Origin of the sequence: Sphingopyxis sp. (assembly GCF_041916015.1) — a bacterium.
Classification (GTDB): Bacteria; Pseudomonadota; Alphaproteobacteria; order Sphingomonadales; family Sphingomonadaceae; genus Sphingopyxis.
Genome location: NZ_JAYSAH010000024.1, coordinates 20,163 through 37,059, shown reverse-complemented (window position 1 = coordinate 37,059; position 16,897 = coordinate 20,163). Strand labels below are relative to the sequence as shown.

Here is a 16,897-nt window from a genome sequence, read left to right as displayed (position 1 = left end):
TGGGGGGTGAGGGCCATGGTGCTCTTTGTGTCTCGACTTCGCTCGACACGAACGGGAGTATAGGTTGGGCTTCCCTCTCCCGGTCGAAAGCGGCCGTTTACCGGCCTAGCACTCGTGCCAGCGAAACCCATTCCGCCACGCTGACCGTTTCGGCGCGGCGTGTCGGGTCGATGCCGAGCGCGTCCAGCGCCTCGACCGCGCCGGCCATGCCCTTCAGGCTCTGCCGCAGCATCTTGCGCCGCTGACCGAAGCCCTTTTCGGTGAGTTTCGAGAGGATTCTCGGATCGACGCCTTCGGGTTCCTCCGCGGGCGTGACGTGGACGATCGCCGACATCACCTTTGGCGGCGGGGTGAAGGCCGAACGATGGACTTTCATCGCGATCTTCGCGGTCGAGCGCCACTGCGCCAGCACCGCGAGGCGCCCGTAGGCGTTCGTGCCGACCGGGGCGACGATGCGTTCGGCGACCTCCAACTGGAACATCAGCGTCAGCGACAGCCATTGCGGAGGCCACGCCTTCGGCTCCAGCCAGCGCGTGAACAGCGCGGTCCCGACATTGTAGGGGAGGTTCGCGACGATATGATAAGGCCCGCCCGCGAGCGCATCGGCGTCGATCGCCATGGCGTCGTCGGGGATCACTGTCAGCCGCCCGTCGAAGGCTTCGCTAAGCTCGGTGAGCAAGGGCAGGCAGCGATCGTCGCGCTCGACCGCGATCACCTTCGCGCCCGCGCGCAGCAGGGCGCGCGTGAGCCCGCCCGGCCCCGGCCCGACCTCGAACACCGTCTGTCCGTCGAGATCGCCCGGCAGCGCCGCGATCCGGTCGAGCAATTGCTCGTCGAACAGGAAATTCTGGCCGAGCGCCTTGCTCGCCGACAGCCCGTGCGCGCGCACCGTCTCGCGCAGCGGAGGCAGCGGCTTGTTCGGCGCGGCGGTCACTTCGCGGGCGAAAGGCTGCTGTCGCGGGTGGCCGCCATGCGCGCCGCCATCGCGATCGCTGCGATCGTCGGGCCAGGGTCGGCCTTGCCCGTGCCCGCGATATCGAACGCGGTGCCATGGTCGGGCGAGGTGCGGATGATCGGCAGCCCCAGCGTCAGATTGACCCCGTCGTGGAAATGCAGCGCCTTGAACGGCGCCAGCGCCTGATCGTGATAGCAACAGAGGATCGCGTCATAGTGATCGCGGATGCCGGGCGCGAACAGCGCATCGGCGGCGAGCGGACCGTCGACAGCGATGCCCTCTTCGGCCAGCTGCGCGACCGCGGGCGCGATGATGCGGGTTTCCTCGTCGCCGAGCTGCCCGCTTTCGCCCGCATGCGGGTTGAGCCCGGCGATCGCGATACGCGGCGCCGCGATGCCGAAATCGCGGACGAGGCCGCGCGCGACGATCCGCGCCTTGGCGACGATCAGCTCGGCGGTCAGCCGCTCGGGCACTTCGGCGAGCGGGATGTGGACGGTCAGCGGCACGACGCGCAGGGTCGGCCCCGCGAGCATCATCACCGCATTGGTCGCGGTGACGCCGCAGCGTTCGGCGATGAATTCGGTCTGGCCGGGGTGGGTATAGCCGATGCCGTGCAGCGCATGTTTTGACACCGATCCGGTGACGAGCGCGCCGCTCGCGCCGTTGCGGGTCAGGCCGATGCCGGTTTCGAGCGCGTGGAGCGCGCAGGTCGCGCCCGCGGGCGTCGGAACGCCGGGGGTCAGCGGACCGCTGTCTTCGAGATGCCAGACGGGCAGCGCCGCATCGAAGGCGCCGACGGCCTCGCCCATGTCGCTGACACGCGCCACCGGGCCGTCCCACACGGCTTCGATCGCGGCGATGTCGCCGATCGCGACGAAAGGCGGCAGCGCATGCTCGCGCCGCGCGGCCCAGGCGCGCGCGGCGACTTCGGGGCCGACGCCGGCCGGGTCACCCATGGTGACCGCGATCGGGCGTCGATCGTCAGAAACAGGCATCAGCTATATTCGATCACCGCGTCGCGGCGCAGGTCGCGCAGATAGCGCTGGGCGCGCTTGTTGACCTTGTCCTCGAGGATTTTTTCCTCGATCTGGGCGCGGTCGGGCTCGGCGGCGGTGGCCGGCATGTCGCGGCCGCACAGCACGAGCACGCTGATGCCTTCGTTGGCGGCGCCGAACGGCTGCGTCGTCTGGCCGATCTGCATCGTCGAGAGCGTCGCCTGGAGCGGCGGCGGCAGCGCGCGCATCGCGATATTGTCGCGCGCGACGACATGCGCGCCCAGCGCGGCGGCAACGCTGTCGGCGCCGCCGCAACCCGCGATCGCGCGCGTCGCCTCGGCGAACTTGCTCGCCAGCGCCGAGGCCTGCGCTTCGCTGGTTCCCGGGGCAAAGTCGAGCGAGACCTGCTTGAGGCTCAGCACCGCGTCGCGCGGATCGGCGGTCAGCACCTGCCGCCGGTCGATCATCAGCATGATCGACACGCCGCCCGGCACCTCGATCGGTCCGACGAGCTGGCCGGGTGCCATCTGCTGCGCCGCGTCGGCCATCGATGCGGGCAGCTGGCCGCCGCGCACCCAGCCGAGATCGCCGCCGACGACGGCGGTCGAGGCTTCGGAGAACTGGCGCGCATAGGCGGCAAAGCTGCCACCCGCCTGCAGCGCCTGAATGATCTTGCGTGCGTTCTCGGCCACCGCCGCGGAGTTTTCGGGCGTCGCCGACAGATAGATTTCGCCGAGATGAAACTCGTCGAGCCCCTTGCTGTCCTGCATCTGCTTGACGATGATATCGACTTCCTCGGTCGAGACGTTGGTCGTTGACTGGATGTTGCGCGACAGCAAGCGGTCCCAGGCGAATTCGCCGCGAATCTGCTGCTTCACCGCCGCTGCCGACGATCCCTTGGACTCGAGATATTTGGCGAAATCCTCGGGCGCCTGCTTGAAGCGGGCGGCAAGGCGGGCGAATTGCTGGTCGATGAGATTTTCGTCGATCTCGATCTTCGCCGCCTTCGCTTCCTGAATCTGCAGCTTTTCGTCGATCAGATTGCTGAAGACCTGCTGGCGCAACCGCTGCAGTTCGTCGGCGGGCAGATCGACATTGCTGTTCGCGATGCGGATCAGCGCCATGCGCTGCTCGATGTCGGTCGCGGTGATGATCTCGCCATTCACCGTCGCCGAGGGGCGATAGACGTTGGGCTTGTCGTCGCCGTAAAGCTTGACGTTGCCCGGAATATTCAGGCTCGTCGTCGGCACTTCGCCGTCGGGAACGGTCTGGGCCAGCACCGGCGTCGCGCCCACGGCCGCCACGGTGATCAGCCCGATCATGGTCGAAAATTTGGTCATTGCCATCCTATTCGAGAAATAACGGCACGCTCCGTATCAGCGGATACGCCCGATGGTCCAGCGCAATCGCCCTCCGGGCCATGTTCGCGGTCTCGATAGCGCGGGAACGCTGAACGGGGGCTGAGCAAGGCAGGTCAGAAGCCGAGGTTGCGGAAAGCGATGCGGAAGGAGAAGCTGTTGCCGCGCTTGGCGTCGCCGGTGTCGATATAGTCGCGGCGCCAGGTCAGCGCGATCGACAGGCATTCGTCGTCATAGGCGATCCCCAGCCGGTGGCGAATCGGGTCGAACCCGTCGGCGATGCCCAGCGGATCGTCCTTTTTCCGCGTCAGGTCGACGGTCGCCGATCCGAAGACCGACCAGTTTCTGGCAAAGGCGACGCGGCCGCCGGCGCGCACTTCCTCGCGGTCCTGCAGATCCTCGCCGAGCAGCAATATGTCGCGGTTGAGCCGCGAATAGCCGACCATCGCATAGGTCGACCGGCTGCCGATCGTCGCGTCGATCTCGTTGCGGCGGATCGCCAGATTGTCCTTGTCGAGCCGGAAACGGTGCGTCAGCCGCAGGAAATCCTTGTAAGCGACGGTGGTGCGCCCGACGATATCGGACGTCCGGTCGGTCAGGCCGGTGCCGTCGGGGAACAGCGACGGCTTGTCCGACAGGCGATAACTCTGCCCGATCACCGAATTGATGTTGAGCCCCGGCCGGCTGAAATTCCATTCGAGGCCATAGGTGATGCGCGCGCCATCCTCGAACCGGTCATAGCCGTTGAAGCGGTTGATCGCGAAAAGATTGCTGTCTTCGAGGTCGAAAGCGCGCGAATCCTCGTTCGGAATGTCGAGATTCTTGATGCTCGGAGTCGCGACGATCTGGACGCGCGGGGTCAGCGTCTGCGTGCCGCCCAGAAACTCGCCGACGAAAGGCCAGCGCATGTCGGCCGCGATCGCGGCGATGCCGCGGCCCTGCCAGCCCGATTTGCCGCGATAGCCCGGGATCGCGGTCAGCAGATTCTCGTCGCTGTGATAGACGTCGCCGCGCACCATCGCGGTCAGCACGACTTCCTGGCCAAGCCCGGTCAGCCCGCGCAGATTCCACGTCGCGCCCGCGAAAGCGCGCTGGGTGTCCTGACCCGACGTCCGCCCGATCGCCAGCGTGTTGAGCTGCAGTTCGATCTGACCGCCGAGCAGCGGGTCGGCGAGGCGCTGGCGATAGTCGATGATCGGCAGCGCGATCGGCTGCTGCCCCTGGCTGTCGTTGACGCGCAGCGTCTGCGTCGCCCAGCCGGCGATCGACAGATAGCTCTGCCCGCCGATCCGCTCGAGCTCGAAGGTCGAGCGCAGCCGGTCGTCGCGGTTGATGTCGTAGCGCCGCAGGAAGGTGCGGTCGGTGGTGATCCGGCCCGAGAAGGACAGGCTCCAGCGCGGGTCGAACTGGAATTTGCCCGCGCTTTCCAGATAGCCGCGAAACTGGCGGTTGGGGTCGATCACCTGCCCCGATACGGGAACGACCGAGCTGTGGGTCGCGAAGCCGTTGATGCGGAACGACCCGATGTCGGTGAGCGCGCGGAACTCGCCTTCGATCATCGGGACCGAGCCCGTGTAGAGGTGCGGCGTGATCGTCAGGTCGCGGTCGGGCGCGAGGCGCAGATAATAGGGGACCGCGATTTCGAAGCCGTTGGTGCGGTCGAGCCGGATTTCGGGGACGAGCAATCCGCTGCCCGCTTCCTTGTTCGCGGGGTGGCTGAGCCCCGGCAGCGGGATCAGCGGCAGGCCGAAAATCTCGACCCGCGCACCCTTGTAGCGGACCTTGTTCTTCGCGCGGTCATAGATCACGCGGACCGCGCGAATCTGCCAGCTCGGCTTTTTGGGGCAGCCCGATTCGTCGGCGACGGGGCAGGGAGTGTAGGCGGCGTTCTCGAGCTCGATATTGCCGTTGTCGAAGCGCGTGCCCTTCACCGCGGCGAGGCGGGCGCCGTTGTCGAGCACGACCAGCATATTCTCGACCACGCCGTCGCGCAGCGTGTCGGTCAGGACGATGCGGTCGCCATAAGCGGTGTCGCCCTCGGGATTCTTGACCGCGACCCCGCCCTCGGCGACGACCTCGCCGGTCTTGCGGTTCCATGTCACCTTGTCCGCGCGCATCTGGATCGTGTCGCGGTTCATTTCGACATTGCCTTCGGCAACGACGATATCGGTCTCGTTATCGTAATTGAGGTTGTCGGCGGCAAAGCCGACCTGCTCGTCCGACTTGGGATCGGGGGCATCGACCGTCACCGCCGAGACGCCGCGATCCTGCAGGTCGGGCTGGCCCGCCTGTATCTCGGTGCGCGGCACCTCGATGCGCGGCGGCTCGACCGTCTGCTGTGCAGCGACGGGACACGCCATCAGCGCAGCGCCGCTTGCGGTCGCAAGCCAGAGCGGCTGCGTGCGTGCGGACGGATGGAACAAAGCCCAGCTCATTTGATATCTTTGTCCCACGCCTTATCTAGTGTCCACCCGGACAGGGTCATCTGCTTTGTTTTGCAACTCGCAGGCGAAACCCCTATCGGTCCGGCACGTTCCAATCAATCATCGCATGAGAAAGTTAAGGCATGGACATCCAGTTTGTCGCGCAAATCGATGCGTCTGCCGACGTCGTCGCATTTCCGGTCCGCAAGGGCGAGGCCGCCAGGCTCGGCGCGCTGCTCGGCGCGGCGGCGGCGCAGGCGCGGTTCGAGGGCGCGGCGGGCGCGATTGCCGAGACCGCGGCGCTCGACGGCGAGCAGGCGAAGCGGCTGCTGCTCGTCGGGATCGGCGACGGCACGGCGCACGACCTCGAACGCGGCGGCGCAGCGCTGACCGCGAAGCTCCAGACGAGCGGCGTCACAGCGGTCCAGGTCGATTTCGCGAGCGCGGGGCAGAGCGACGAGGATGATGTCCTCGCCTTCGCCATGGGCGCGAAGCTGCGCAACTGGCGGATCGACACCTATCGCACCCGCCTGCCGGACAATGCGAAGCCGAGCCTGGCGAAGATCGTCATCGCCTCGCCCGCGGGCGATCTGTCGGCGCGCTGGGGCCGTTATTCGGCGGTCGCCGATGGCGTCGCGCTGACCCAGACGCTCGTCGCCGAGCCACCGAACATCCTCTATCCCGAAAGCTTCGTCGAACGCTGCCAGCATCTGACCGATCTCGGCGTCGAGATCGAGGTGCTCGACGAGCGGCAGATGAAGGCGCTCGGCATGGGCGCGCTGCTCGGCGTCGCGCAGGGTTCGACGCGCCCGCCGCGGCTGCTCGCGATGCGCTGGAACGGCGGCAATCCCGGCGAGGCGCCGGTCGTCTTCATCGGCAAGGGCGTGACCTTCGACACCGGCGGTATCAGCCTGAAGCCCGGACCGGGCATGGACATGATGAAGTGGGACATGGGCGGCGCGGGCGCCGTTGCCGGGGCGATCAAGGCGATCGCCGGGCGCAAGGCGAAGGCGAACGTCGTCGGCGTCGTCGGCCTCGTCGAGAATATGCCCGACGGCAACGCGATGCGCCCCGGCGATATCGTCACCACCATGTCGGGTCAGACGGTCGAGGTGCTCAACACCGACGCCGAGGGCCGTCTCGTCCTTTGCGACGCGATCGCCTGGGCGCAGAAAGCCTATGATCCCAGGATCATCGTCGATCTTGCGACGCTGACCGGGGCGATGGTGATTTCGCTCGGCCATGAATATGCGGGGATGTTCGCGAATGATGAGACGCTTGCGGCGAATCTGCTCGAAGCCGGCGAGGCAAGCGGCAACAAGCTGTGGCGCTTCCCGCTGTCGCCTGCCTATGACAAGCTGATCGACAGCCCGATCGCCGACATGAAGAATATCGGCCCGCGCGAAGGCGGCTCGATCACCGCGGCGCAGTTCCTGAAGCGCTATGTCGAGGAAGGCGTCGCCTGGGCGCATCTCGACATCGCGGGCATGGCGTGGGCCGACAAGGACGGTCCGGTCTATGGCAAGGGCGCGACGGGTTACGGCGTGCGCTTGCTCGACCGCTATATCGCCGACAATCACGAGGGGTGATGGTCTTCACTCCGTCATTGCGAGCGAAGCGAAGCAATCCAGGGCGGTTTACGCCACTCTGGATTGCCGCGTCGCTTCGCTCCTCGCAATGACGGCGGCAGGGTATTGCTCATGCCCCGCGTCGATTTCTACCGCCTGACCCGCGACCCCGTCGAGCGCGTGCTCCCGGCGATCGCCACCCGAATCCTCGGCAACGGCGACCGTCTGCTGGTGGTCGCTGCGTCGGCGATGCAGCGGCAGGCGATCGACGAGGCGCTCTGGACGCTTCAGCCCGCAAGCTTCCTGCCGCACGGACATGCGGGCTTGCCCGACGAGGCGATCGAGCCGATCCTGCTCGCGGGCACGCTCGACCCCGCGCCGCCCAATGGCGCGACGCACATCGCGCTCGCCGATGGCGAGTGGCGCGAGGAGGCGCTCGGGTTCGCGCGCGCCTTCCTGCTGTTCGACAACAGCCGAATCGACGATGCCCGTGCGACATGGCGTGCGCTCGCGGCGCGCGAGGATGTCGACAACCGCTTCTGGAAACAGGATGATCGCGGACGCTGGTCGGAGGGGCCGTGAGCTTCCGGCTGTGACAGGCATCACCGACAGGGCGCGCGTCGCGTTGCAGACCGGCTCCAGTGATTTTGCAGGAGCCTGGATATGACGATACGGACACATCTCGCCCTCGCCGCCGCCATGGCATTGCTCGTCGCGGGCTGCGGCTCGAAATCGGAAACCGAGGTCGCGAGCGGAACCTACACCGACCCCGCCACGGGCAAGACCGCCGAATATAAGGTCAGCGGCAGCAAGGACGGCGAGGACGGCAATGTGACGGTCAAGACCGAGGATGGAGAGATGCGCTTCGGCACCGACGCCAAGCTGCCCGCGGGCCTCACCCCCTATCCGGGCTCGAAGATGACCGGCGGGTTCGCGGGAAGCTCCGATGGCAAGCAGGGCGGTGTCGCGAGCTTCGAGGTCAAGGCCAAGGCCGCGGACGTCGTCGCGCACTACCGCAGCCAGATCGAGGCGGTGGGCCTCAAGGTGAAGTCCGAGATGAAGGCGGGCGACACGATCCTCATCGGCGCCGAAAAGCCCGGCGACGCAAACACGACGATTCAGGTCACCGCGACCCAGGAAGGCGACATGGTGCAGGGCGCGGTAACATACGGTTCGGGCGCCTGACCGGCTGCACGGCGCTCCGACCTTGCGGTGCAGCAAAAGCGCGGCTAGAGGCGCGCGCATCGCAGAAAATACCAACCAGGAGCTTTCCCATGGCGGTCACCCGCACCTTTTCGATCATCAAGCCCGACGCGACGCGCCGCAACATCACCGGCGCCGTCACCAAGATGCTGGAAGACGCCGGCCTCCGCGTCGTCGCCTCGAAGCGCATCCATATGACCAAGGAACAGGCCGAAGGCTTTTACGCGGTCCACAAGGAACGTCCTTTCTTCGGCGAACTCGTCGAATTCATGACCTCGGGCCCCGTCGTCGTCCAGGTTCTCGAGGGTGAGAATGCGATGCAGCGCAACCGCGACATCATGGGCGCGACCAATCCCAAGGACGCCGCCCCCGGCACGATCCGCAAGGAACTGGCCGAGAGCATCGAGGCGAACACGGTTCACGGGTCGGACAGCGACGAAAATGCGGCGATCGAGATCGCCTATTTCTTCAAGCCCGAAGAGATCGTCGGCTAAACACCGATTGCCGCGAGGCAGAAAGGGGCCGCCGGAGCGATCCGGCGGCCCTTTTGCGTTTCAGAGCAAGGGGCTGACCGTTGCGACGAGATTCTGCCACAAGCGCCGCACGATCCCGAAGCGCGCGACGTCCTCCGCGGTCACGCGGTCCGACGCGGCGATGTAGTCCATCTGCCGCGCCCGGATTTCTGCGGCGAACGCCTTGTCGCGCAGCAGCAGATTATTCTCGAAATTGAGCTCGAAGCTCCGCCGGTCGAGGTTCGCCGATCCGATCAGCGCGACCTCGCCGTCGACGACCATCGTTTTCGCATGAAGCAGGCCGGGGCGGTATTCGTAGAGTTTCACGCCGGCATCGACGAGATCGGCATAATAGCTCCGGCTCGCCCCCGCGACGATGCGGCTGTCGTTGCGCCTGGGCAGGATCATCACCGTCTCGACCCCGCGCCGCGCGCAGTCGAGCAGCGCGAAGAGCAACTGCTCGTCGGGCACGAAATAGGGCGTCGTCACAATGAGCTCGCGCCGCGCCGAATGGATGAGCGACGTGAAGCAGGCGGTCATCGCGGCGTAGCGGACGTTCGGGCCCGTCCCGATCGCCTGTACCGCGATCCCGGGCGTCTCGACGGGATCGGGCTCGGCGCCGTCGCGGAGCAGGCCGCTGATGTCGTCGCCGTGCTCGCTTTCCCAATCGGCCGCGAAGATGAACTGGCAGTCGCGCACCACCGGCCCCTCCCAGCGCGTCATGATATCGACCCACGGCGCATATTTCGATTTCACGCGAAATTCGGGATCGGCGAGATTCTGGCTGCCGCACCAGGCGATGCGATTGTCGACGATCAGCTGCTTGCGATGGTTGCGCAGGTCGAAGCGCCCGCGGATCAGCGTCCAGACGAGGCCCCCGATCGGCAGCGCGATCCGCGCGTCGATCCCGGCATTCTGCATCTCGATCCAATAGGCTGAGCGGATGAAGCCGCGCGACCCCAGCGCATCGGCCAGCACGCGCACCTTCACCCCGCGCTTCGCGGCGCGGACCAGCGCATCCTTGATTCGAAAACCATTATTGTCGGCGAGCCAGATATAGAAGCAGAGATGGACGGTCGATGTTGCGTCGTCGATATCCTCGACCATCTCGCGGATCGCGGCGTTGCTGTCCGCCGCCAGCCGGGCGCGGTTCCCCGCGGTCGGGGGTAGCGCATTGACCGTCTCGGCGAGCGCGAAGGGCGCGGCCCAGGCGCTGCGTGCGAGCGCGCGGCGCACTTCGGCGCGCTCGTGCGGATGCGGCAGATGCGCCTCGATGGCGGCATAGCGCGCGCGTCGCTTGGCGCTGATCCGCGCTTCGCCGAGCAGCAGATAGGCGAGGATACCGACGACCGGTACCGCGATCGTCGCGATCAGCCAAGCGAGCCGCGAAGCGGGCTCGCGCTGCGGCCGCAGGATAATCCGCCCCATGATGACGATGAAAGCGGCGATATAGAGCGCCGACAGGATCAGGGCGAAATCGAACTCCATCGCGCGGATATCACCGCGCTTCGGCGCAAAAGGCCAGCGCGAAATTTGGGGGTCAGAAGTCCTCGGCGGCCGCCATCAGCCCTGACAGCTTCTTCGGCGCGATCGCAAGCCAGCTCTTGCGGAGCCATTCGCCGATCGCATCCCAATCGGTATCGCCAAGGTCGAGGCGGATGCCGATCCAGCCGTCGCCGAAATAGGCGGGCCGGTAATAGCGCGCTTCGTCGAGCTCGATCAGCTGCGACTGCTCGTCGGCGCCGCTGATCTTGACGAGCAGCGCGGTCCGGCCGTCGCCATGATGATCATGGGTGAAATAGGCGAACTTCTTGCCCTTGACGATCCCGAAGCACGGCATGCCGTGCGAGCTCACCTCGTCGGCCTCGGGCAGCGCCATCGCCAGATCGCGGACGCGGCCGAGCAGCCAGTCGGGCGAGCGTTCGCGCGACACGAAGGCGGCGAGGGTGGCAGGATAGAGCTGATGCTCGGCAAGGCGGACCCGCTCGGCGAGCGTTTCGGCGGTATCGCCCGGCACGATCGCGACTTCGGTCTGCGCGAGCACCGGGCCGCCGTCGAGCGCGGGGGTGACGACATGGACGCTGCACCCGCCATATCTGTCGCCGGCGTCGATCGCCTGCTGATGGGTGTTGAGGCCCTTATATTTGGGGAGCAGGCTCGGGTGGATGTTGAGCATCCGCCCGGCCCAGCGCGCGACGAAATCGTCGCTCAATATCCGCATATAGCCTGCGAGCGCGAGATAGTCGGCATCCGCCGCGCGAAGCTGTTCATCGACCAGCAGATCGAAGGCGTCGCGGTTCAGGCCCTTGTGCGAAAGGCTCCACGTCGCGATGCCCTCCGCCGCGGCGAGTGCCAGTCCCGGCGCATCGGGATTGTTGCTCGCGACGAGCACGAGTTCATAGGGGCAATCGGCGGCTTTGGCGGCATAGAGCAGCGCGGCCATATTGGTCCCGGCGCCGGAAATGAGGACGGCGACGCGGGCTTTCACCTCTCCCCTCCCGCTTGCGGGAGGGGTCGGGGGAGGGGGAGTCGAATGGGAGAGCGCCGAAACAGGCCCTCCCCTAACCCCTCCCGCAAGCGGGAGGGGGATTTCGGCGCCTTAGCCATTATGCGTCGCACTCCACGCGCCCATCGCGCTCCACGTTTCGGTACCACCCGACACGGTGCAACCCTTCTCGCCCTCGGCGATATGCCCGATCCGGAACACCGTCTCGCCCGCCGCTTCCAGCGCCGCCGTCACGTCGGCAACGTCGGCCTCGGCCACCACGACCGCCATGCCGATCCCGCAATTGAAGGTGCGCGCCATTTCCTCGGGCTCGATATTCCCCTGCGCCTGCAGGAAGGCCATCAGGCGCGGCTGTTCCCACGCATCGGCATCGACATGCGCGTGCAGCGTCTTCGGCAGCACGCGCGGGATATTTTCGAGCAGCCCGCCGCCGGTGATATGCGCGAGCGCGTGAATCTTGCCGGTCTTCACCAGCGGCAGCAGGCTCTTCACATAGATGCGCGTCGGCGCCATCAGCGCGTCGATCAGCAGCAGATTCTGGTCGAACAGCGCAGGGCGGTCGAGCTTCCAGCCCTTGTCCGCCGCGAGCCGCCGAACGAGCGAAAAGCCGTTCGAGTGGACGCCCGACGAGGCGAGCCCCAGAATCACGTCGCCCGCCGCCACCTTGTCGGCGGTCAGCACCTGATCGCGCTCGACCGCGCCGACGCAGAAGCCCGCGAGGTCGTAGTCGCCGTCCGCATACATGCCCGGCATCTCGGCAGTCTCGCCGCCGATCAGCGCGCAGCCGGCCTGCCTGCAACCCTCGGCGATGCTCGCGACGACGTCGGTCGCGACCGCGTTGTCGAGCTTGCCCGTCGCATAATAGTCGAGGAAGAACAAAGGCTCGGCGCCCTGCACGATCAGATCGTTGACGCACATCGCGACGAGGTCGATGCCCACGCCGTCATGTTTGCCCGAATCGATCGCGAGCTTGAGCTTGGTGCCCACCCCATCATTGGCGGCCACCAGCAGCGGGTCGTTGAACCCCGCCGCCTTCAGGTCGAAGAAACCGCCGAAGCCGCCGAGGTCCGCATCGGCGCCGGGGCGGCGCGTCGCACGGGCGAGCGGGGCAATGGCACGGACCAGCGCATTGCCGGACTCGATCGAGACGCCGGCCTCGGCATATGTGTAGGAGGCGGGTTGGTTATGCTTGGAATCCATGGCCCGCGCGACTAACGCTTCCGGCCGACAAATGCCATGATTTCCTTGTCGGGGATCGCACTTCGGGGCAAAGAATAGAGAAGATATGACTTCGGCCGCTTTCCCCCGCTTCGCTTTCCGCTTCCATCTTCCTTCGCTCGCGCTCCGCGATTGGCGCTGGGCCGCGCTTTTCGGTCTGTTTTTCGCGGTGCTGATCGCCGGGATCGTCGAGGGGCAAATCGCGCGCGGCGATCGCGGCATCACCCCGATCAACAGCAGCGGCGACTTCCTCGCGAGCGGGATCATGGTCGACGTCACCGGCGACAATGCCGAGGATGCGCGCGAAAAGGGCTGGCGCGAGGCGCAGCGCCAGGGCTGGGCGCAGCTCTACAAGCGGATCAACGGCTCCGACGGCCCCGCGCTCGGCGATTCGGTGCTCGACGGCATCGTCACCGCGATCGTCGTCGAGCATGAGCAGATCGGCCCGCGCCGCTATGTCGCGCGGCTCGGCGTCCAGTTCGACCGCGTGCGCGCGGGGCAGATTCTCGGCGTCAGCGGCCGCACACTGCGCTCGCCGCCCTTGCTCGTCATCCCGGTCTATTCGGTCGACGGCATCGAACAGGTGTTCGAACAGCGCAGCGCCTGGCAGCGCGCCTGGGCCGAATATAATACCGGGCAGAGCGCGATCGACTATGTCCGCACCGCGGGCACCGGCGCCGACACGCTGCTGCTCAATTCGGGGCAGATCGGCCGCCGCGGCCGCGTCTGGTGGCGCGTAATCCTCGACCAATATGGCGCCGCCGACGTGCTCATCCCGATCGCGCGGGTCGAATACAGCTACCCCGGCGGGCCGATCCGGGGCATCTTCACCGCGCGCTTCGGTCCCGATAACAGGCTGATCGACAGCTTCACCATGACCGGACCGAGCCCGGCCGCGCTTCCCGACATGATGGAAAAGGCGGTCGCGCGGATGGACAGCATCTATACCGGCGCGCTCGCGGCGGGCATTCTCAAGACCGATACCTATCTCGTCCTCGAAAAGCCGGTCGAAAAGGCCGATCTGCCCGAGGAGACGGTGACGGAAGATGATGCGCTGCCGGCCGAAACCGACAGTGCGGTGCCGGTGGCGCCGACGGCAGGCGTGCAGAGCTTCACCGTCCAGTACAGCTCGCCCGACGTCGATTCGGTGTCGGCGACCGAACGCGCGGTCGGCGGCGTCGCGGGGGTCCAGTCGGCCGCGACGACCAGCCTCGCGCTCGGCGGCACCTCGGTGATGCGCGTCAGCTTCCGGGGCGACCTCGCGGCATTGAAGACGGCGCTCGCGGCGCGCGGGTTCAAGGTTCAGGAAGGCGGCGGCCAGCTCAGGATCAGCCGCTGATGCGGGCGCCCGGACAGATTGCGCTGCCGCTCGACTGGAGCGCCGGCGGCGCGGGCGACGGCCCGCTGATCGTCGGCACCAGCAACGCCGATGCGGTGCGCTACCTCCGCCACGTCGCGACCTGGCCGGTACGGACCGCGGTGCTCACCGGCCCGCGCGGCTCGGGGCGCAGCCTGATCGGACGCCTGTTCGCGCGCGAAACCGGGGGCAGGGTGATCGACGGGCCGCGCAGCGTTTCGGAAGAAGAGATTTTCCACGCGTGGAACGCCGCGCAATCCTCAGGGGCTCCGCTGCTGATCATCGCGGACGCGCCGCCCGCGGACTGGGCCATCGCGCTGCCCGATCTGCGCTCGCGGCTCGCCGCCGTCCCGGTGCTGACGATCGGCGAGCCCGACGACTGCCTCGCGCGCGACCTGATCGAGGCGCTGTTCGCGCAGCGCGGCATCGCGATCACGCCCGAGGTGCCCTCCTATATCGTGCCGCGCATGGAGCGCAGCTATGCGATGATCCACCGCATCGTCGCGGCGCTCGACGCCGCCTCGCTCGAAAAGGGGCGCGGGATCGGCATCCGTCTTATTCGTGAAACATTACTGTCACAGGGGCTGATCGATCCCGATTTGCTCGAAAGGCAGGATGCAGCACAATGTCGATAGCCGGCGGCCCCCTACGCGCAGACAATGACGCCGACACGGCGCCGCCCAGTTTCGGCCCCGAACGCTTCTTCAACCGCGAACTCTCGTGGCTCGCCTTCAACCGGCGGGTGATGGAGGAGGCGCGCAATCCCGCGCATCCCTTGCTCGAGCGGCTGCGCTTCCTGTCGATCTCGGGCAGCAACCTCGACGAATTCTTCATGGTCCGCGTCGCGGGGCTCAAGGGCCAGCAATTGCAGGGGATCGATGATCCCTCGGCCGATGGCCGTTCGCCGGGCCAGCAGCTCGCCGAGATCGAGGCCGAGGTGAACCGCCTCGTCGATCAGCAGCAGAGCGAATGGCAATTGCTGCACCGCCAGCTCGCCGAACAGGGGATCGTCGTCCACGGCGCCGGGTCGGACAAGCAGGCGCTCCGCGCCGCGCTGCGCCAATATTTCATCGACCAGATCTTCCCGATCCTGACCCCGCAGGTGCTCGACCCGGCGCATCCGTTCCCGTTCATTCCGAACCGCGGACTCGGCGTGATCTTCGATCTCCAGCGCAAGGCGACCGGCGATACGGTGCGCGAACTGGTGATGATCCCGGCGTCGCTCGCGCGCTTCGTGCCGGTGCCGGGAGAGGCTGGCGGCTTCGTGCCCATCGAATATCTGGTCGAGCTGTTCGCCGACCTGCTGTTCCCGGGCTTCACCGTGCGCTCGCTCGGCGTGTTCCGTATCATCCGCGACAGCGATATCGAAATCGAGGAAGAGGCCGAGGACCTCGTCCGCCTGTTCCGCACCGCGATCCGCCGCCGCCGCCGCGGGCGTGTCATCCTGCTCGAACTCGAAGCCGACATGTCGGCAGAGATCGCGGCGGTGCTCAACGCCGATATTCAGGGGCATGAGGCGATCGTCGCCAAGATCGGCGGCTTCATCGGCCTTGCGGCGCTGTCAGCGCTCGTCGACATCGACCGGCCCGACCTCAAATTCCCCGCTTACTCGCCGCGTTTCCCCGAGCGTATCCGCGAGCATGGCGGCGACTGCTTCGCGGCGATCCGCTCGAAGGACATCGTCGTCCATCATCCTTATGAGAGCTTCGACGTCGTGCTCTCCTTCCTGCGGCAGGCCGCCGCCGATCCCGACGTCGTCGCGATCAAGCAGACGCTCTACCGCGCCGGCAACCAGTCGCCGGTGATCCGCGCGCTGATCGAGGCGGCCGAGGCGGGCAAGTCGGTGACCGCGGTCGTCGAGCTCAAGGCGCGTTTCGACGAGGAGCAGAATCTGCTCTGGGCGAACCAGCTCGAACGCGCCGGGGTGCAGGTCGTTTACGGCTTCATCGAATGGAAGACGCACGCCAAAATCTCGATGGTCGTGCGCCGCGAAGGGCAGGGCTACCGCACCTATTGCCACTTCGGGACCGGCAACTACCACCCCGTGACCGCGCGTATCTACACCGATTTGAGCTTCTTCACCGCCGATCCTCGCGCGGGCCGCGATGCGGCGCAGCTCTTCAATTACATCACCGGCTATGTCGAGCCCGAGCGGCTCGAGATGGTGACGATGTCGCCGCTCAACATGCGCCACCACCTCAGCGAGCTGATCGATGCCGAGATCGCGGCCGCGAAGGCGGGGCGGCCGTCGGGGCTGTGGGCGAAGATGAACAGCCTCGTCGATCCCGATATCATCGACAAGCTCTACGAAGCGAGCATGGCGGGGGTGCCGATCGAACTGATCGTGCGCGGCATCTGCTGCCTGCGCCCCGGCGTTCCCGGCCTCTCCGAAACGATCCGCGTCAAGTCGGTCGTCGGACGTTTCCTCGAACATAGCCGCATCTGGGCCTTTGCCAATGGCGCGCGCCTGCCGCACAGCGGGGCGAAACTCTATATCTCCAGCGCCGACTGGATGCCGCGCAACTTCGACCGGCGCGTCGAATATATGATCCCGATCGAGAATCCGACCGTCCACGACCAGATTCTCGACCAGGTTCTCGTCGCGAACCTGATCGACAACGAGCAAAGCTGGGTGCTGCAGCCCGACGGCCTCTGCAAGCGCCTGACGCCGGGCGACAAGCCATTCAACCTGCACCATTATTTCATGAACAACCCCTCGCTCTCGGGCCGCGGCACCGCGCTCCACAAGCGCCACGACGTCCCGACGCTCGACTTCAACATGCGCGCAGATTGAGACAATAG

The 16,897-nt window shown here is 66.7% G+C and carries 14 protein-coding genes; 7 read left to right on the top strand and 7 right to left on the bottom strand.

Going from position 1 to position 16,897, the window contains the following annotated elements; genetic code table 11:
* Positions 1-97: 97 nt before the first annotated feature.
* The 4 genes from rsmA to ACE3SL_RS04060 all read right to left on the bottom strand — a co-directional run bounded on the left by rsmA (position 98) and on the right by ACE3SL_RS04060 (position 5,743).
* The gene (rsmA, locus tag ACE3SL_RS04075; RefSeq protein WP_374524478.1) at positions 98-934 is read right to left on the bottom strand and encodes a 16S rRNA (adenine(1518)-N(6)/adenine(1519)-N(6))-dimethyltransferase RsmA; all 837 of its coding nucleotides are present in this window, start codon (positions 932-934) and stop codon (positions 98-100) included.
* Complete coding sequence (gene pdxA, locus ACE3SL_RS04070) at positions 931-1,950, bottom strand: 4-hydroxythreonine-4-phosphate dehydrogenase PdxA (RefSeq protein ID WP_374524477.1); 1,020 nt, start codon at positions 1,948-1,950, stop codon at positions 931-933. Before pdxA ends, rsmA begins: the two co-directional genes overlap by 4 nt.
* Positions 1,950-3,290, bottom strand: coding sequence for a peptidylprolyl isomerase (locus ACE3SL_RS04065; protein ID WP_374524476.1), 1,341 nt, complete (start codon positions 3,288-3,290; stop codon positions 1,950-1,952). Before ACE3SL_RS04065 ends, pdxA begins: the two co-directional genes overlap by 1 nt.
* A 134-nt stretch (positions 3,291-3,424) precedes the next feature.
* Positions 3,425-5,743: an LPS-assembly protein LptD gene (locus ACE3SL_RS04060; RefSeq protein WP_374524475.1), complete on the bottom strand. Its 2,319-nt coding sequence runs from the start codon at positions 5,741-5,743 to the stop codon at positions 3,425-3,427.
* Positions 5,744-5,874: 131 nt separating this feature from the next.
* Between ACE3SL_RS04060 and ACE3SL_RS04055 the strand changes: the two genes are divergently transcribed.
* The 4 genes from ACE3SL_RS04055 to ndk all read left to right on the top strand — a co-directional run bounded on the left by ACE3SL_RS04055 (position 5,875) and on the right by ndk (position 8,996).
* Positions 5,875-7,320, top strand: a complete 1,446-nt coding sequence (locus tag ACE3SL_RS04055; protein ID WP_374524474.1) for a leucyl aminopeptidase — start codon at positions 5,875-5,877, stop codon at positions 7,318-7,320.
* A 111-nt stretch (positions 7,321-7,431) separates the two neighbouring features.
* Entirely contained in the window at positions 7,432-7,881 is a 450-nt protein-coding gene (locus ACE3SL_RS04050; protein ID WP_374524473.1) for a DNA polymerase III subunit chi, read from the top strand.
* Positions 7,882-7,962: 81 nt separating this feature from the next.
* Entirely contained in the window at positions 7,963-8,484 is a 522-nt protein-coding gene (locus ACE3SL_RS04045) for a hypothetical protein (RefSeq protein ID WP_374524472.1), read from the top strand.
* 89 nt (positions 8,485-8,573) lie between these two features.
* A complete protein-coding gene (ndk, locus tag ACE3SL_RS04040; RefSeq protein ID WP_374524471.1) occupies positions 8,574-8,996 on the top strand; it encodes a nucleoside-diphosphate kinase in 423 nt (140 codons plus the stop codon).
* 60 nt (positions 8,997-9,056) lie between these two features.
* Here ndk and cls read toward each other — a convergent pair whose 3' ends face one another.
* From cls to purM, 3 genes are all read right to left on the bottom strand, one after another.
* Complete coding sequence (cls, locus tag ACE3SL_RS04035; RefSeq protein ID WP_374524470.1) at positions 9,057-10,502, bottom strand: cardiolipin synthase; 1,446 nt, start codon at positions 10,500-10,502, stop codon at positions 9,057-9,059.
* Positions 10,503-10,554: 52 nt separating this feature from the next.
* Complete coding sequence (purN, locus tag ACE3SL_RS04030; protein ID WP_374524481.1) at positions 10,555-11,457, bottom strand: phosphoribosylglycinamide formyltransferase; 903 nt, start codon at positions 11,455-11,457, stop codon at positions 10,555-10,557.
* Between the two features lie 156 nt (positions 11,458-11,613).
* Positions 11,614-12,720 (bottom strand): phosphoribosylformylglycinamidine cyclo-ligase, encoded by a 1,107-nt coding sequence (gene purM / locus ACE3SL_RS04025; RefSeq protein ID WP_374524469.1) that lies wholly within the window; start codon positions 12,718-12,720, stop codon positions 11,614-11,616.
* A gap of 85 nt (positions 12,721-12,805) precedes the next feature.
* On the opposite strand from purM, the gene ACE3SL_RS04020 reads away from it, so the two are divergent.
* From ACE3SL_RS04020 to ACE3SL_RS04010, 3 genes are read left to right on the top strand one after another with little or no spacing between them, the layout of a single operon-like run.
* Positions 12,806-14,077 (top strand): heavy-metal-associated domain-containing protein, encoded by a 1,272-nt coding sequence (locus tag ACE3SL_RS04020; protein ID WP_374524468.1) that lies wholly within the window; start codon positions 12,806-12,808, stop codon positions 14,075-14,077.
* On the top strand, positions 14,077-14,730 hold the full coding sequence (locus ACE3SL_RS04015) for a chromosomal replication initiator DnaA (protein ID WP_374524467.1): 654 nt from the start codon (positions 14,077-14,079) through the stop codon (positions 14,728-14,730). Before ACE3SL_RS04020 ends, ACE3SL_RS04015 begins: the two co-directional genes overlap by 1 nt.
* On the top strand, positions 14,721-16,889 hold the full coding sequence (locus ACE3SL_RS04010) for an RNA degradosome polyphosphate kinase (protein ID WP_374524466.1): 2,169 nt from the start codon (positions 14,721-14,723) through the stop codon (positions 16,887-16,889). The genes ACE3SL_RS04015 and ACE3SL_RS04010 overlap by 10 nt, the downstream gene beginning before the upstream one ends.
* Positions 16,890-16,897 lie beyond the last annotated feature (8 nt).

Excerpts from the sequence above, each read along its gene's own strand:
- ACE3SL_RS04020 (WP_374524468.1), top strand. The coding sequence starts at position 12,806 with ATGACTTCGGCCGCTTTCCCCCGCTTCGCTTTCCGCTTCCATCTTCCT.
- pdxA (WP_374524477.1), bottom strand. The coding sequence starts at position 1,950 with ATGCCTGTTTCTGACGATCGACGCCCGATCGCGGTCACCATGGGTGAC.
- ndk (WP_374524471.1), top strand. The coding sequence starts at position 8,574 with ATGGCGGTCACCCGCACCTTTTCGATCATCAAGCCCGACGCGACGCGC.
- ACE3SL_RS04015 (WP_374524467.1), top strand. The coding sequence starts at position 14,077 with ATGCGGGCGCCCGGACAGATTGCGCTGCCGCTCGACTGGAGCGCCGGC.
- purN (WP_374524481.1), bottom strand. The coding sequence starts at position 11,457 with ATGGCCGCGCTGCTCTATGCCGCCAAAGCCGCCGATTGCCCCTATGAA.
- ACE3SL_RS04060 (WP_374524475.1), bottom strand. The coding sequence starts at position 5,743 with ATGAGCTGGGCTTTGTTCCATCCGTCCGCACGCACGCAGCCGCTCTGG.
- ACE3SL_RS04065 (WP_374524476.1), bottom strand. The coding sequence starts at position 3,290 with ATGACCAAATTTTCGACCATGATCGGGCTGATCACCGTGGCGGCCGTG.
- purM (WP_374524469.1), bottom strand. The coding sequence starts at position 12,720 with ATGGATTCCAAGCATAACCAACCCGCCTCCTACACATATGCCGAGGCC.
- cls (WP_374524470.1), bottom strand. The coding sequence starts at position 10,502 with ATGGAGTTCGATTTCGCCCTGATCCTGTCGGCGCTCTATATCGCCGCT.
- ACE3SL_RS04045 (WP_374524472.1), top strand. The coding sequence starts at position 7,963 with ATGACGATACGGACACATCTCGCCCTCGCCGCCGCCATGGCATTGCTC.
- ACE3SL_RS04010 (WP_374524466.1), top strand. The coding sequence starts at position 14,721 with ATGTCGATAGCCGGCGGCCCCCTACGCGCAGACAATGACGCCGACACG.
- ACE3SL_RS04055 (WP_374524474.1), top strand. The coding sequence starts at position 5,875 with ATGGACATCCAGTTTGTCGCGCAAATCGATGCGTCTGCCGACGTCGTC.
- ACE3SL_RS04050 (WP_374524473.1), top strand. The coding sequence starts at position 7,432 with ATGCCCCGCGTCGATTTCTACCGCCTGACCCGCGACCCCGTCGAGCGC.